This window comes from Variovorax sp. YR750 (assembly GCF_900109805.1).
Classification (GTDB): Bacteria; Pseudomonadota; Gammaproteobacteria; order Burkholderiales; family Burkholderiaceae_C; genus Variovorax; species Variovorax gossypii.
In genome coordinates this window covers 1-13,945 of the sequence record NZ_FOBJ01000036.1, presented here as the reverse complement: position 1 = coordinate 13,945, position 13,945 = coordinate 1, and the positions used below count along the sequence as shown (strand labels likewise).

12 protein-coding genes and 2 pseudogenes are annotated in these 13,945 nt (G+C 60.7%); 12 read left to right on the top strand and 2 right to left on the bottom strand.

What is annotated here, in order from left to right:
• From BMY35_RS38220 to BMY35_RS37270, 5 genes and pseudogenes are all read left to right on the top strand, one after another.
• Positions 1 to 114, top strand: a pseudogene (locus BMY35_RS38220) (3-hydroxyacyl-CoA dehydrogenase); the annotation flags it as partial.
• A 28-nt stretch (positions 115 to 142) separates the two neighbouring features.
• Positions 143 to 1,327 carry an acetyl-CoA C-acyltransferase gene (locus BMY35_RS37280; RefSeq protein WP_093210089.1) on the top strand — a complete coding sequence of 395 codons (1,185 nt, stop codon included), beginning with the start codon at positions 143 to 145 and terminating at the stop codon, positions 1,325 to 1,327.
• Between the two features lie 10 nt (positions 1,328 to 1,337).
• Entirely contained in the window at positions 1,338 to 2,468 is a 1,131-nt protein-coding gene (locus BMY35_RS37275; RefSeq protein WP_093177254.1) for an acyl-CoA dehydrogenase family protein, read from the top strand.
• Positions 2,469 to 2,696: 228 nt separating this feature from the next.
• Positions 2,697 to 4,952, top strand: a complete 2,256-nt coding sequence (locus BMY35_RS38215; protein WP_143080842.1) for a DUF6351 family protein — start codon at positions 2,697 to 2,699, stop codon at positions 4,950 to 4,952.
• Between the two features lie 193 nt (positions 4,953 to 5,145).
• Positions 5,146 to 5,499, top strand: a complete 354-nt coding sequence (locus tag BMY35_RS37270) for a GFA family protein (protein ID WP_093210087.1) — start codon at positions 5,146 to 5,148, stop codon at positions 5,497 to 5,499.
• Between the two features lie 139 nt (positions 5,500 to 5,638).
• On the opposite strand, the gene BMY35_RS37265 is transcribed toward BMY35_RS37270, so the two are convergent.
• A complete protein-coding gene (locus BMY35_RS37265) occupies positions 5,639 to 6,271 on the bottom strand; it encodes a response regulator (RefSeq protein WP_042673361.1) in 633 nt (210 codons plus the stop codon).
• 13 nt (positions 6,272 to 6,284) lie between these two features.
• Positions 6,285 to 7,328: a PAS domain-containing sensor histidine kinase gene (locus BMY35_RS37260; protein WP_093210086.1), complete on the bottom strand. Its 1,044-nt coding sequence runs from the start codon at positions 7,326 to 7,328 to the stop codon at positions 6,285 to 6,287.
• A 125-nt stretch (positions 7,329 to 7,453) separates the two neighbouring features.
• Here BMY35_RS37260 and BMY35_RS37255 point away from each other — a divergent pair, with 125 nt between their 5' ends.
• From BMY35_RS37255 to BMY35_RS38210, 7 genes and pseudogenes are all read left to right on the top strand, one after another.
• Complete coding sequence (locus BMY35_RS37255) at positions 7,454 to 8,692, top strand: branched-chain amino acid ABC transporter substrate-binding protein (protein WP_007833169.1); 1,239 nt, start codon at positions 7,454 to 7,456, stop codon at positions 8,690 to 8,692.
• A 98-nt stretch (positions 8,693 to 8,790) separates the two neighbouring features.
• Positions 8,791 to 9,738 carry a branched-chain amino acid ABC transporter permease gene (locus tag BMY35_RS37250; protein WP_007833170.1) on the top strand — a complete coding sequence of 316 codons (948 nt, stop codon included), beginning with the start codon at positions 8,791 to 8,793 and terminating at the stop codon, positions 9,736 to 9,738.
• 23 nt (positions 9,739 to 9,761) lie between these two features.
• Positions 9,762 to 11,072: a branched-chain amino acid ABC transporter permease gene (locus BMY35_RS37245; RefSeq protein WP_093210084.1), complete on the top strand. Its 1,311-nt coding sequence runs from the start codon at positions 9,762 to 9,764 to the stop codon at positions 11,070 to 11,072.
• 14 nt (positions 11,073 to 11,086) lie between these two features.
• Positions 11,087 to 11,857: an ABC transporter ATP-binding protein gene (locus BMY35_RS37240; protein ID WP_093210090.1), complete on the top strand. Its 771-nt coding sequence runs from the start codon at positions 11,087 to 11,089 to the stop codon at positions 11,855 to 11,857.
• 1 nt (position 11,858) lies between these two features.
• Positions 11,859 to 12,554 carry an ABC transporter ATP-binding protein gene (locus BMY35_RS37235; protein WP_093210083.1) on the top strand — a complete coding sequence of 232 codons (696 nt, stop codon included), beginning with the start codon at positions 11,859 to 11,861 and terminating at the stop codon, positions 12,552 to 12,554.
• Positions 12,555 to 12,615: 61 nt separating this feature from the next.
• Entirely contained in the window at positions 12,616 to 13,800 is a 1,185-nt protein-coding gene (locus BMY35_RS37230) for a lipid-transfer protein (protein ID WP_093210081.1), read from the top strand.
• A gap of 25 nt (positions 13,801 to 13,825) precedes the next feature.
• Positions 13,826 to 13,945 (top strand): annotated as a pseudogene (locus BMY35_RS38210) (3-hydroxyacyl-CoA dehydrogenase); the annotation flags it as partial.

Sequence of the window (13,945 nt, the reverse complement as noted above, 5' to 3'; positions counted from 1 at the left end):
CGCCTGGGCACGCCCGAGGACTACGCCAAGCTGGCGAAGCACATCATCGAGAACGACATGCTCAACGGCGAGGTGATTCGTCTCGACGGAGCGATTCGACTCCCGCCGAAGTAAATCCTCTCAGGTCATTCAAGGAAATCCAGTGTCCGAATCCATCGTCATCGTCGGCGCCGCCCGCACCCCCATGGGGGGCTTTCAAGGCGACTTTTCTTCCCTCTCCGCGCACGACCTCGGCGGCGCAGCCATCAAGGCCGCTGTCGAGCGCGCCGGCATCGCGCCCGAGAGCGTGGGCGAAGTGCTGTTCGGCAACTGCCTGATGGCAGGCCAGGGCCAGGCCCCGGCGCGCCAGGCGGCCTACAAGGGCGGCCTGCCCGACAGCGCAGGGGCAGTCACGCTCAGCAAGATGTGCGGCTCGGCCATGAAGGCCGCAATGCTCGCGCACGACCTGCTGCTGGCCGGCACGCACGACGTGATGGTGGCCGGCGGCATGGAAAGCATGACCAACGCGCCCTACCTCATGCTCAAGGGCCGCGGCGGCTACCGCATGGGCCACGACCGCATCTTCGACCACATGATGCTCGACGGCCTCGAAGACGCCTACCAGCCGGGCCGCTCGATGGGCACCTTCGGCGAAGACTGCGCGGCCAAGTACAAGTTCACGCGCGAGCAGCAGGATGCGTTTGCCATCGCCAGTGTCGAGCGCGCCAAGAAGGCCACCGACACCGGCCTCTTCAAGGACGAGATCGTGCCCGTCACGGTCAAGGGCCGCGGCGGCGACACCGTCATTTCGATCGACGAAGGCCCGGGCAAGGTCAAGCTCGACAAGATTCCCACGCTGAAGCCCGCGTTCAAGAAAGAAAACGGCACTATCACCGCCGCATCGAGCTCGTCGATCAACGACGGCGCGGCCGCGCTGATCATGATGACCGAGTCGCACGCGAAGAAGATCGGCGCCAGGCCCATCGCCCGCATCGTCGGCCACGCCACGCACGCGCAGCAGCCCGAGTGGTTCTCGACCGCGCCCGTGGGCGCCGTCGCCAAGCTGTTCCAGAAGACCGGCTGGAAGGTGAAAGACGTCGATCTGTGGGAAGTGAACGAAGCCTTCGCCGTGGTGCCGATGGCACTGATGCACGAACTCGACGTGTCGCACGAGATCGTCAACGTGAACGGCGGCGCCTGCGCGCTGGGCCATCCGATCGGCGCCAGCGGCGCGCGCATCATGGTCACGCTGATCCATGCGCTGAAGGCGCGCGGCAAGAAGCGCGGCGTGGCCACCTTGTGCATCGGCGGGGGCGAAGGAACCGCCGTCGCTATCGAACTGGTGTGAGGACTGCATCATGTTGCTGAGTACTGACCAGGAAGCCATCCGCGACGCGGTGCGCGATTTCTCGCAAGCCGAACTCTGGCCCAACGCGCCCAAGTGGGACCGCGAGCACAGCTTTCCGAAGGAAGCCCACCAGGGCCTCGCGGCGCTGGGCGCCTACGGCATCTGCGTACCTGAAGAGAATGGCGGCGCCGGCCTCGACTACCTGACGCTCGCGCTGGTGCTGGAAGAAATCGCTGCCGGCGACGGCGGCACCAGCACCGCCATCAGCGTGACCAACTGCCCGGTCAACGCCATCCTCATGCGCTACGGCAACGCGCAGCAGAAGAAGCAGTGGCTCGAACCGCTGGCGCAGGGCCAGATGCTCGGCGCCTTCTGTCTCACCGAGCCGCAGGCAGGCAGCGATGCCTCGAGCCTGCGCACCACGGCGCGCAAGGACGGCGACGCCTACGTGATCGACGGTGTGAAGCAGTTCATCACCAGCGGCAAGAACGGCCAGGTGGCCATCGTCATCGCGGTAACGGACAAGGGCGCAGGCAAGCGCGGCATGAGCGCGTTCATCGTGCCGACCGATGCGCCGGGCTACAACGTGGCGCGCCTCGAAGACAAGCTGGGCCAGCACAGCAGCGACACCGCGCAGATCAACTTCGACGGCTGCCGCATCCCGCGCGAGAACCTGATCGGCGCCGAGGGCGAGGGCTACAAGATCGCGCTCGGCGCGCTCGAAGGCGGCCGCATCGGCATTGCCGCGCAGAGCGTGGGCATGGCACGCAGCGCCTTCGACGTGGCGCTGGCCTATGCCAAGGAACGCCAGGCCTTTGGCGGCTCGATCTTCGACCAGCAGGCCGTGGGCTTTCGCCTGGCCGAATGCGCGACGCAGCTTGAAGCCGCGCGTCAGCTGATCTGGCATGCCGCGAGCCTGCGCGACGCCGGCTTGCCCTGCCTGAAGGAAGCCGCTATGGCCAAGCTGTTCGCCAGCGAGATGGCCGAGCGCGTGTGCAGCGCGGCCATCCAGACGCTGGGCGGCTACGGCTACGTGAACGACTTTCCGCTGGAGCGCATCTACCGCGACGTGCGCGTGTGCCAGATCTATGAAGGCACCTCGGACATCCAGAAGCTGCTGATTCAACGCGCGCTGGCGTGAGCGTCAGGGGGTGTCGGCCAAGGTGCGGTCGTGTTTTCCCTAGCGACCGCTCGGAATCGTCCGATGGGAGTGTCGCCCTGGACTTCTTAAAGTTGGCTTACCTCTTTCGAGGATGTCCCTTTGCTTTCCATGCTTCGAATGTCATACGTGCGTCGTCGATGGTTTAGCGAGAACCTCCATGGCAGATGGTAAGCAGCTGTTCGATAAAGAAACAAGTATGGAGACATCATGAACGGAAAAGCGATGCGGCTTTTAGCGATTTCGGCCGCCTTGGGTACTGGACTAGTAGGTGGTTGCGGTGGGTCTGACAACCACGGCGTCACGTTTGCCCCCGTGCAGGGCATTGCACCTTCCGATGGTGCACCTCCCGCGCAGAGCGGCCCACCGGTAGTCTCCATCTTGTCGAGTCGCACGGACATGGTGAGTGGGGGAAGCGCGCTTGTTCAAGTCACTGTGCCGGCCGACACCGACCTCACGGCGCTAAAGGTCGCTGTGAACCAGGTTGTACAACCTGCCGTGTTGAGCAAAGTCGGCGATCGAACTGCGATAGGACTGATCACCGGGCTCTCCATGGGCGACAACATCATCGATGTGAGCGCAGGAGGTCAATCGGGCTCCGTCAAAATCCAGAATCACGATATCAACGGGCCCATCTTCTCAGGGCCTCATCAAAAACCCTGGGTGTGCCAAACGGCATCATTCAAGCTGCCGGATGGATCAACTCTCGGCGATCCCGTGGATGAAAACTGCAACGCGCCAACCAAGGTGCTCTATCTGTATCTCCCAAAGGGCCAGGCCACTTGGAAGGTGTTGCCATCAGCACTGCCGGCAGATGTGCAGACAACCACGACCAGCGACGGGCGTACGGTTAATCTGATCGTACGTCACGAAACGGGAACACTGAACCGTGGGATCTACCAAATGGCCGTGTTGTTCGACCCCACCGTCGAGGGCACACCCGCTCCTGTGAAGAGCTATGCCGGATGGAACAAGAAGGCTGTTTTCGTCTTCGGTGGATCTACTGGAGCTGGTTATACGCAAGGCACCAGCACAGGTTTATCACCCGTCAGTGGTGTCTTGGAAACAGCCATACTCTCCCGCGGCTTTGCCGTGCTTGGGTCGACGCTTGACGTGTTTGGCACCAATGCGAACGACGTGCTTGGCGCAGAGACTGCGGCGATGGTGAAGGAGCGGTTCATCAAAACATATGGCGTGCCGATGTACTTGATGGGCTGGGGGCTGTCAGGCGGCTCCATTTTGCAGCGCGGGATCGCCAACAACTACCCGGGAATTCTCGACGGAATCGCGCCTGGTGAATCCTTTTCGGATCTTGTCTCCGTGATGCCCTCTGCAATGGACTGTCCGCTGCTTGATCGTGCCTTTACCAACAGCTCTTCTCTGGCTTGGTCGGACGCCCAAAAGACAGCCGTATCGGGATATGGGACTTGGAAAACCTGTACCAACGCATGGCAGGCAAGCTATGCACCTGGACTCGTTACTGCGAAGCGAACAGCTTATCCACCGATTGTTTATGGCGGCAACACATATGAGCTAAACAATTGCTCATTGGCAATTCCCGCATCTGAACTCTATGACCCTGCCACAAACCCAGCTGGGGCACGCTGTACCGTCTATGACACCCAGAAAAACATGCTTGGCATAGATCCGGCCGACGGATTTGCGTATCGGCCGTTGGACAATGAAGGCGTGCAATACGGCCTGAGCGCATTCCAGGCGGGAGACATCACTGCAGAGCAGTTTGTTCAACTCAATGAGTTTGTTGGGGGCTACGACAAGGACGGAAACCTGCAGTCCGCTCGAATGACGGCGCCCGCTGCAGCACTGAACGCCGCCTTTGCGAACGGTCGAGTGAATCAGATGGAGAATCTTTCGGGAATTCCGATTCTGGATTGGCGAAACTACACCGATCTCGCTGGCGATGTCCATGACAGCGTGCGATCGCTCGTTTCGAGGGCACGCCTTGAAAGAGCCGGTTCGGTGGGGAATCAGGTGATCTATCGCGGACCGGCGATTACGCAACCGCTGATGGACGAAGTTTTGACTCGTATGGATCAGTGGCTCACGAGCATCAAGTCAGATACAGCCTCTTACTCATCGCAGGCAGCCAAAGTTCTCGCCAACAAACCCTCTGGGCTCGAGGACACCTGTTTTGATTCCACTGGGACGCCAATTGCAGAGCACGCCGATATCAGTAACTCCGGCATGTGTGGAACGCTCTACCCATTCCATCGCAATCCACGGCTAGTCGCTGGTGCGCCGCTGACCGATGATGTTTTGAAATGTCAGCTCAGGCCGATCCAGCGCTCCGATTACCCTGCATCATTGTCGGACGCACAACTGGTCCGGTTAAGCGCGGTGTTCTCGACCGGTGTTTGCGACTACCAAAAGCCAAGCGTTGGCGCTACTTCGCTTGGTGGTACATGGCTCTCCTATTCGGACGGCCGCGGAAGCGCCATAAAGTAGACCTCACGTTGTGGGCCGATTGGCCTACAACGCGTTCATTTTGGGGAGCCTTGCGCGTGGCTGCAGGTTGGCACCCGGGACCGCTCCAGTTGTAGCCGGCATGCAACTGTTCCCTTAGCGGCTTCATGATGCATCATGTGATGCTTCCGGCTTGGTAGAGTAGGGTTGTCCGCCCCACGCCACCCTGAGCATCATGACCGCTACTTTTGCCGGAGGCTGCCACTGTGGCAATGTCGCCATCGAATTCGAGGGCGCCATCAATGGTGCTCTGGCCTGCAAGTGCTCCATGTGCGCAAGAAGAGCTTCGCTCCTGTGGTTTGTCCCGCGCACCAGTCTTCGGCTAAAGACTCCAGACGAAGCGGCAGGCACCTACCAGTTCAACAAACATGTCATCAAGCATCGCTTCTGCCCTAAGTGCGGAATTCATGTCTTTGGCGAAGGCACAGATCCCAAAGGCAACGCCGTCGCCGCTGTGAATCTTCGGTGCATAGAGAACATTGACCTCGCGACGATCCCAGTTCAAAACTTCGATGGCCGGGCAATGTGACTCTCAACCCCTCCATGAAGGAGACGTTCAGGGACAAGCCGCGGGCCGATCCTTACGTTGAACGTCCTTGCGAGCAGGTACAACAGTACAACTGTACAGCCGCTTGCAAGCCTTGCCGCCGGGAAATCGAGTGCCGGGCTCAGTGCACCAGGCCGTTGCGTACGGCGTACATCACGAGTTCAGCGGTGCCCGCTACGCCCAGCTTCTCCAACAGATTCGTTCGATGTGTGCTGACGGTTTTCACGCTGATCAGCATTTCCTCCCCGATCTCTGTGACGGACATACCCTTGACGATCATCAGCATGATCTGGTGCTCGCGGACCGAAAGCCGCTGGTGAGGAGGCCGGTCGTCGATGCCGCGCATCCGGTCTCTGACGAGCGGCGCCGCGCGCGCGCTCAAATAGCTACCGCCGCCGGCTGCTTCGCGAATGGCACGGATCAATTCCGCAGGCTCCGAGTCCTTCTGAAGGTAACCGCTGGCGCCAGCCTTCACTGCAACCATTGCATACTGTTCTTCCGGGTACATGGACAGCACCAGGACCGGTGGGCAATGTGGGAGCGCGCGCATCGACGCAAGAACATCCAGGCCGCTGCGTCCCTCCATGTTGATGTCCAAGAGGACCACATCGCATGAGTGCGAGCGAAGTTCTTCAAGCGCCTCTGCTCCATTGCGGGCCTCGGCTGTCACGCGCACGTCGGCCTCGTCAAGGAGCAGCCGCTGAACCCCCGAGCGGAAGATGGTGTGGTCGTCGACCACCAGAACTCGGATCATGGGTGTATCGATTTCACAAGAGTGGTACACGAAGCAGGAGCCGGGCGCCATTGCCGGGAGAGCTGATGATGTCCAACTGCCCTCCCACTTCGCGCGCTCGCTCCGTCATGCTCAACAGACCGAGAGATCGACGGTCCTGCATGGCAGGTACGAATCCGCGGCCGTCGTCGCATAGTTCCATCTCTAGCCACTCGCTCTGTTGCGAGAGACTGACCTTGACGAATCTTGCGTTGGCATGCCGTGCTACGTTGGTCAAGCCCTCCTGGAAGATCCGATAGACCGCATTGGCCCTTTTGGGTGGAAGACGCAGCGATATGGCTTCGCATCGCAACGAATGGATCACTCCGGAGCGCTCGGAGAATTGCTCCAGATCACGCGTGATCGCAGGACCCAGGCCGACGTGATCCAGCGCACTGGGCCGCAGGGATTCGGAGATCGCCTTGACGTTCTCGATGGTTTTTTGCGCTAGATCCAGCACGTTCAGAGTCATGTCCCGAAGTTCGTCTGTGTCAACGCGACGCAGGATGCGGGTCGCGTCCATCTTCAGGGCCGTCAACATGCCGCCCAGTTCGTCATGCACGTCGCGCGCAAAACTGAGGCGTTGATCCTCCAGCTTGCGGCTGGTATAGGCAAGCAGTTCCTGCAACTGTTCGCGCGAGCGCCGCAGTGCCTCGTCTTGTTCAACCCGTTCCGACATGTCGATGCCCACGCCGCCGACCGCAGGCCGTCCCTGATAGATCATGAAGGAGCCGTGGATCTCTATATGCACGATATGACCGTCACGATGCACGCCACGCGAAAGGAATCGCATGCTGTGGATCTCTCCGTTGAGGCGTCGGTAGTAGCCTTCCCGAACGCGCTCGTACACGTCCGGTGCGCACAACTGCTTCAGAGTCATGTTCACAAGCTCTTCCGGCGTGTACCCGATCATGTTGGCCCACGTCTTGTTCGAGTAGACGAAGCGCTCATCCTGCAACACATAGATGCCCGCCAGCGACTGCTCGATCATCGCCTGGAATGGCACGTTGGGTGAAGGGTCGATGAGGGAGTCCGACATACCTCAATCATAGAAATTTGAGGCGCCAGTCCTGCCGTGTTTTCCCTAGCGTCCGCTCGGAATCGTCCGATGGGCGCGGCGCGCCAGGCTCCTTAAAGTTCGACCACATCTTCCGAGGAGTCTCTGTGCGTTCTGTCCTGAAAACCGTTGCTGTTTCTGTCATCGTTGCCGTGTCGGGCGTGGCGTACGCCCAGAAGGGCGAGACCGTCCGCATCGCGTTCATGGATCCGTTGTCGGGGCCCTTTGCCAATGTCGGCCAGAACCTGCTCAAAAGCTGGCAGTTCGCCGCGTCCCACTATTCCGGGAAAAACCCGGCCGGAGTTAATTTCGAAGTTGTCGGCTTCGACAACAAGGGGTCTCCGCAGGAGAGCCTGAACACCGTCAGATCAGCTATCGACCAGGGTTTTAGCTACATTGTTCAGGGCAATGGGTCAGGTGCCGCGGCGGCGATCATTGATGCAGTCGCTAAACACAATGATCGAAATCCTGGCAAAGAGGTCGTGTATCTGAACTACGCAGCTGTCGACCCAGCCCTCACCAACGAGAAGTGCAACTTCTGGCACTTCCGCCTGTACCCGGACACTTCCATGCACATGGAAGCGCTGACTGCGTTCATGAAAGATCAGGCCAGTGTCAAGAAGGTATTCTTGATCAACCAGAATTACTCTCACGGACAGCAAGTCGCCTCGTACTTCAAGACGGCCATCGAGCGCAATCGGCCTGACGTGAAGATCGTTGGTGAAGACCTGGTTCCGATCGGCCAGGTGAAGGACTTCGCCCCGTACGCGGCCAAGATCAAGCAATCGGGTGCGGACACCATCGTCACTGGCAATTGGGGGCAGGACCTGACGCTGCTGGTCAAGGCGATCAACGAAGCCGGCTTGAAGGTTCCCATGTACACGTACTACGCGGAAACGACTGGTACCCCTACGGTGCTGGCTGCCGGTGGTGAGAGCGAGGTCTACGTCATCACTCTCGGTCATTCCAACCCGGAGGGAGAGCTGGGTCAGATCAGGTCGGAGTTCAAGAAGAAATTCAACGATGACTTCTACATGTCCGCAAGCGCCACCGGGATTCAACTGCTGGGCGCTGCAATGGCCAAAGCTCAGTCCACCAACCCCGTCAAGGTGGCCAGGGCAATGGAAGGCTTGTCGATCAAGGGCTTCTCAGGTGATGTGCAAATGCGCGCTGCGGATCATCAACTCCAGCAACCCATGTTCATCACCAAGTGGCAGAAGAACGATAAGCAACACCCCTATAGCGTCGAGAACACCGGCTACGGCTTTGTACCGGTCAAGCAGCTGGATTCGAAGGTCTCCAGTACGCCCACCAGTTGCCAGATGAGGCGCCCGTCAGCAGGCTGAGCTTCGCGTCTGGACTGAGCAGGGGGCCGTCAGGTATCCCTGCGTTTCGATAGACGGGCTGCGCCCGTCGTGCCAATTTATGCAGACCAAGGTGGGTCATGGAGTTTTTCGTCATCTCGCTTCTGAACGGCGTGAGTTACGGGTTGCTGCTGTTCATGCTGAGCTCCGGGCTGACGCTGATTTTCAGCATGATGGGTGTGCTCAATTTTGCGCACGCCAGTTTCTACATGCTGGGAGCGTATTTCGCATACACGCTGTCGGGCGTCATCGGTTTCTGGCCGACGCTGGTCGTTGCGCCGCTGGTGGTGTTCGCACTGGGTGCGGCCTTCGAGCGTTTCAGCCTGCGGCGCGTGCACAGGTTCGGCCATGTGCCCGAGCTTCTGGTGACCTTCGGCCTGTCGTACCTGATCCTCGAAGTGGTTCAGCTTCTCTGGGGCCGTTCGCCGGTGCCCTATGGCTTGCCTCAGGCGCTGCAGGGTTCGCTTTTCACGCTCTACGGCATTCAGTTTCCTCGGTCCCGCTCCTTCGTCATGCTGGTGGCGCTGCTGATGTTGCTCTCGGTCTGGCTGTTGCTCACTCGCACCCGCATCGGGCTGGTGATCCAGGCCGCGCTCAAACATCCCGAGATGGTCGAGGCACTGGGTCACAACGTGCCGCGCGTCTTCATGCTGGTTTTCGGTGGTGGCGCAGCCCTCGCTGGCCTGGCTGGCGTGATCGGCGGAAATACATACGTGACCGAACCGGCGATGGCCGCGTCGGTTGGCTCGATCATCTTCGTGGTTGTTGTTGTCGGCGGCATGGGATCGCTGGCCGGTGCTTTTTTGGCGTCGCTGCTGATCGGGATCATCCAGACCTTCGCGGTCGCGATGGACCATTCGGTCGCCACTGGCCTGCGCGCGCTTGGCGTTGCAGTCAGCGAACAGACCTTCGGCTATGAGCTGCTCAAGCTCACGATCTCGCAGGTTGCGCCAATCCTTCCCTACCTGTTTCTCGTGCTGATCCTGATCTTCCGTCCCAAGGGGCTGCTGGGCACCCGCGAGGACTAGACGTGACGAACCCCGCCATTCACATGAACGCCGCTTCCCCGACGCCAGCCTCTTTGCGCTACAGCCGTCTCAAGCCTTGGAACATTCTCATTTGGTCGCTGTTCGCCGTCGCGCTGATCGCTGCGCCGCACGTATTCCGCAGCAGCCTGGCGTTGACGATGCTCTCGCAGATTGGCTACATGATCATCATCTGTCTGAGCTACAACATTCTTCTCGGGCAGGGCGGTATGTTGAGTTTCGGCCACGCGGTCTACACCGGCCTCGGCTCTTTCGTTGCGGTCCATGCGATGAATCTCGCGACCAACGGCAGCCTGCCCGTTCCCCTGGTGCTGATCCCGCTGGTCGGTGGTCTCGCGGGTCTGTTTTTCGCCTTCTTGTTCGGCTACGTCAGCACCAAGAAATCGGGCACGACCTTCGCGATGATCACGCTCGGCCTGGGTGAGCTCGTCGCGTCGATGGCGTTGATGTTTCCGAGCTTCTTCGGCGGCGAGGGGGGCGTGACCACCAACCGCGTGTACGGAACGCCTTTCTTCGGCGTGACCTTCGGGCCTCAGTTGCAGGTGTACTACCTGATCGCCGCGTACTGCTTCGTCTGCACCGCGCTGATGTATGCCTTCACCGGAACGCCGCTCGGACGCGTGCTGAACGCGGTGCGCGACAACCCGGAGAGGGTCGAGTTCATCGGCTACAACACACAGCGCGTGCGCTACTTCGCCTTCATCATTGCGGGCTTCTTTGCCGGTGTCGGTGGTGGGCTGGCTGCCGTCAATTTCGAGATCGTGAACGCGGTGGACAGTCTCAACGGCGTGCGTTCGGGCAGCTACCTGCTGTTCACTTTCCTCGGTGGCGCGACCTTCTTCTTCGGACCGATCATCGGCGCGGTGCTGCTGGTGTTCGCCTCGGTGATGCTGTCGGAACTCAGCAAGGCTTGGCTGCTGTACCTCGGACTGGTGTTCCTGTTCATGGTGATGTTCGCACCGGGTGGCGTGGCGAGCCTGGTCATGATGAATCTGCGCGTCGCCAAGTTCGACCGCTTCAAGCCGTTCTGGTGGCTCTACCTGGGCCTGCTCTCGAGCGGTGCGGTATTCGCGGGCAGCGCGGCGGCCCTCGTCGAGATGATCTATCACATGCAGCTCGATGCAGCGCAGGGGCCGCAACTGCCTTTCCTGGGCTTCACGCTCGATACATCTAATCCAGTGTGCTGGTTGGCCTCGGCCGCACTACTGATCGTCGGCGGTGCGCTGTTGGAGATCGCGCGGCGCCGCTTCGTGCGCACTTGGGGATACGCACAGGAACTCATCGAAGCCGAGATCAAGCGCCGGGAGGCTGCGTGAGCGGCGGCAACAGCATGACCTCTGCACTCGAAATCAAGAACCTGCGCAAGAATTTCGGCAAGACCGAAATCATCCGCGGCGTGGACCTGGCGGTGAACGCCGGGGAGCGCATCGCCATCATCGGGCCGAACGGCGCTGGCAAGTCCACGCTGTTCAACCTGATCAGCGGGCGGCTCACGCCCACCAGCGGCGAGGTGCTGCTCAACGGCCAGCGCATCGACGGCATGAAGCCGTACGAGATCAACCGCATGGGGCTGTCGCGCAGCTTCCAGATCACCAACATCTTCCCGAAGCTCACCGTCTTCGAGAACCTGCGCTGCGGCGTGCTGTGGAGCCTGGGCTACAAGTACACCTTCCTGCGCTTTCTCTCGAACCTCGACGACGCCAACGAGCGCACAGAAGAGCTCATCCGCCAGATCGGCCTGGAGAAGAAGCGCGACGTGCACGCGGTGAACCTCACCTACGCCGAGCAGCGCGCGCTGGAAATCGGCGTGACCATCGCGGGTGGCGCCAGCGTCATCCTGCTGGACGAGCCCACGGCGGGCATGAGCAAGACCGAAACCTCGCACTTCATCTCGCTCATCAAGCACGTCACGGTCGGCAAGACACTGCTGACGGTGGAGCACGACATGGGCGTGGTCTTCGGGCTGGCCGACAAGATCGCGGTGGTGGTGTACGGCGAAGTCATTGCCTTCGACACGCCTGCTGCCGTTCGCGCGAATGCGCGCGTGCAGGAGGCCTACCTCGGCTCGTCGGTCGCGGATGCACAAGGGGCGGGACACTGACATGCTGAAGCTCAAAGACATCCACGCCTACTACGGCAAGAGCCACGTGCTGCACGGCGTTTCGTTCGACGTGAACCCCGGCGAAATCGTCGCGCTGCTGGGCCGCAACGGCTCCGGCCGCTCGACTACGGCCAAGGCCATCATGGGCCTGGTGCATGCCGAGGGCTGCCTGCACTGGAAGGGGCAGGACATCCTGCGCCGCAAAGCCTACGAGATCGCGCATTTCGGCATCGGCTACGTGCCAGAGAACCGCGACATCTTCCCCAAGCTCACTGTGCACCAGAACCTGCTGCTGGGGCAGAAGGGCTCGGGCAAGGGCAGTCGCTGGTCGTTCGACGACATGTACGGCATGTTCCCGCGCCTGAAGGAACGCCAGCACACCGAAGCGGGCGTGCTCTCGGGCGGCGAGCAGCAGATGCTCACGCTGTGCCGCACGCTGATGGGCGACCCCGATCTCATCATCATCGACGAGCCCACCGAAGGCCTCGCGCCCAAGATCGTCGAGCTGGTGGGGCAGTACCTGCGCACGCTGAAGGACAAGGGCATCTCGGTGCTGCTGATCGAGCAGAAGCTCACCATCGCGATGCAGATTTCAGACCGCGCGCTCGTCATGGGCCACGGCAGCATCGTGTTCGACGGCACGCCAGACAGCCTCCGTGCCGACGGCGCCACCCGCAAGGAATGGCTTGAAGTTTGACCGTCGTCGCCAAGCTTGGCTCACTCTCACTTAACCGCACACATTTACCAAGGATTTCTAGATGAGCAATCAGGTCTTCGTTACCGGCGTCGGCATGGTGCCGTTCGCCAAGCCCAGCATGCATGAGCCATACCCTCAGATGGCGAAAAAGGCGGTGAATCTGGCGCTGACGGACGCCGGGATTGCTTACGAACAGATCGAGCAGGCCTATGCCGGATACGTGTATGGCGACTCGACTGCAGGACAACGTGCGCTCTATGAGGTCGGCATGACCGGTATCCCCATCGTCAACGTAAACAACAATTGCGCGACCGGATCCACTGCGTTGTTCCTGGCGCGCCAGGCGGTGGCCAGTGGCGCCGCGGAATGCGTGCTGGCCTTGGGGTTCGAGCACATGAACCCCGGAGCACTCGGAACCGTCTTCACTGACCGGCCAAGTCCTTTCGACCGGTTCGACGAGGCAACCGATGAACTGGTTGGCCGACGCGAAATACCGCTGGCACTGCGCTACTTCGGAGGTGCAGGATTCGCGCACATGCAGCAGTACGGCACGCGACTCTCCACCTTCGCGAAGATTCGAGCTAAAGCCAGCCGTCATGCGGCCAACAATCCATTGGCTTTGTTCCGGAATGTGGTGACGGAAAACGACGTCCTTAATGCTCCAATTCTGTGGCCCGGTGTCATGACCCGCCTCATGGCTTGTCCGCCTACCTGCGGCGCGGCCGCCGCTGTTCTGTGCAGTAAGGGGTTTGCCGAGCGCCATGGTCTGAATCGGGATGTCCGTATCCGCGCGCAGGCCATGACCACAGATGGCCCCGCGACCTTTGGTGCAGACGACATGCGTGAGGTGGTGGGCTTCGGAATGGCCAAAGCGGCCGTACAGAAGGTGTACGAACTGGGAGGTGTCGGTCCCGACGACATCGACGTGGTCGAACTTCATGATTGCTTTGCGCATAACGAATTGATCAGCTATGAGGCCCTCGGTCTCTGCCCCGAAGGCGGCGCCGAGCAATTCGTCTGCGATGGAGACAACACCTACGGCGGCAAGGTAGTGACCAATCCCTCAGGCGGCTTGCTCTCCAAGGGCCACCCGCTCGGCGCCACCGGACTTGCCCAGTGCACCGAACTGGTTCAGCAGTTGCGAGGCACAGCCGGAGCACGGCAAGTAGAAAACGCGCGGCTCGCGCTCCAGCACAACCTTGGAGTGGGTGGCGCCTGTGTGGTGACTCTTTACGAACGCGCCTGAGAGGCGCATTCAAAAAAAAAGAAAAATGCAGATCGACGGCAAGGTTTTTATCGTGGCCGGGGGCGCTTCGGGCCTCGGCGAAGGCACGGCGCGCATGCTGGCTGCGAACGGCGGCAAGGTGGTGATCGCCGACATGCAGGCCGAC

What these genes read in the sequence shown, in the direction of transcription:
- BMY35_RS37235 (WP_093210083.1), top strand. Translation starts at nt 11,859, where the DNA reads ATGCTGAAGCTCAAAGACATCCACGCCTACTACGGCAAGAGCCACGTG.
- BMY35_RS37230 (WP_093210081.1), top strand. Translation starts at nt 12,616, where the DNA reads ATGAGCAATCAGGTCTTCGTTACCGGCGTCGGCATGGTGCCGTTCGCC.
- BMY35_RS37240 (WP_093210090.1), top strand. Translation starts at nt 11,087, where the DNA reads ATGACCTCTGCACTCGAAATCAAGAACCTGCGCAAGAATTTCGGCAAG.
- BMY35_RS37250 (WP_007833170.1), top strand. Translation starts at nt 8,791, where the DNA reads ATGGAGTTTTTCGTCATCTCGCTTCTGAACGGCGTGAGTTACGGGTTG.
- BMY35_RS37260 (WP_093210086.1), bottom strand. Translation starts at nt 7,328, where the DNA reads ATGTCGGACTCCCTCATCGACCCTTCACCCAACGTGCCATTCCAGGCG.
- BMY35_RS37245 (WP_093210084.1), top strand. Translation starts at nt 9,762, where the DNA reads ATGAACGCCGCTTCCCCGACGCCAGCCTCTTTGCGCTACAGCCGTCTC.
- BMY35_RS38215 (WP_143080842.1), top strand. Translation starts at nt 2,697, where the DNA reads ATGAACGGAAAAGCGATGCGGCTTTTAGCGATTTCGGCCGCCTTGGGT.
- BMY35_RS37265 (WP_042673361.1), bottom strand. Translation starts at nt 6,271, where the DNA reads ATGATCCGAGTTCTGGTGGTCGACGACCACACCATCTTCCGCTCGGGG.
- BMY35_RS37270 (WP_093210087.1), top strand. Translation starts at nt 5,146, where the DNA reads ATGACCGCTACTTTTGCCGGAGGCTGCCACTGTGGCAATGTCGCCATC.
- BMY35_RS37275 (WP_093177254.1), top strand. Translation starts at nt 1,338, where the DNA reads ATGTTGCTGAGTACTGACCAGGAAGCCATCCGCGACGCGGTGCGCGAT.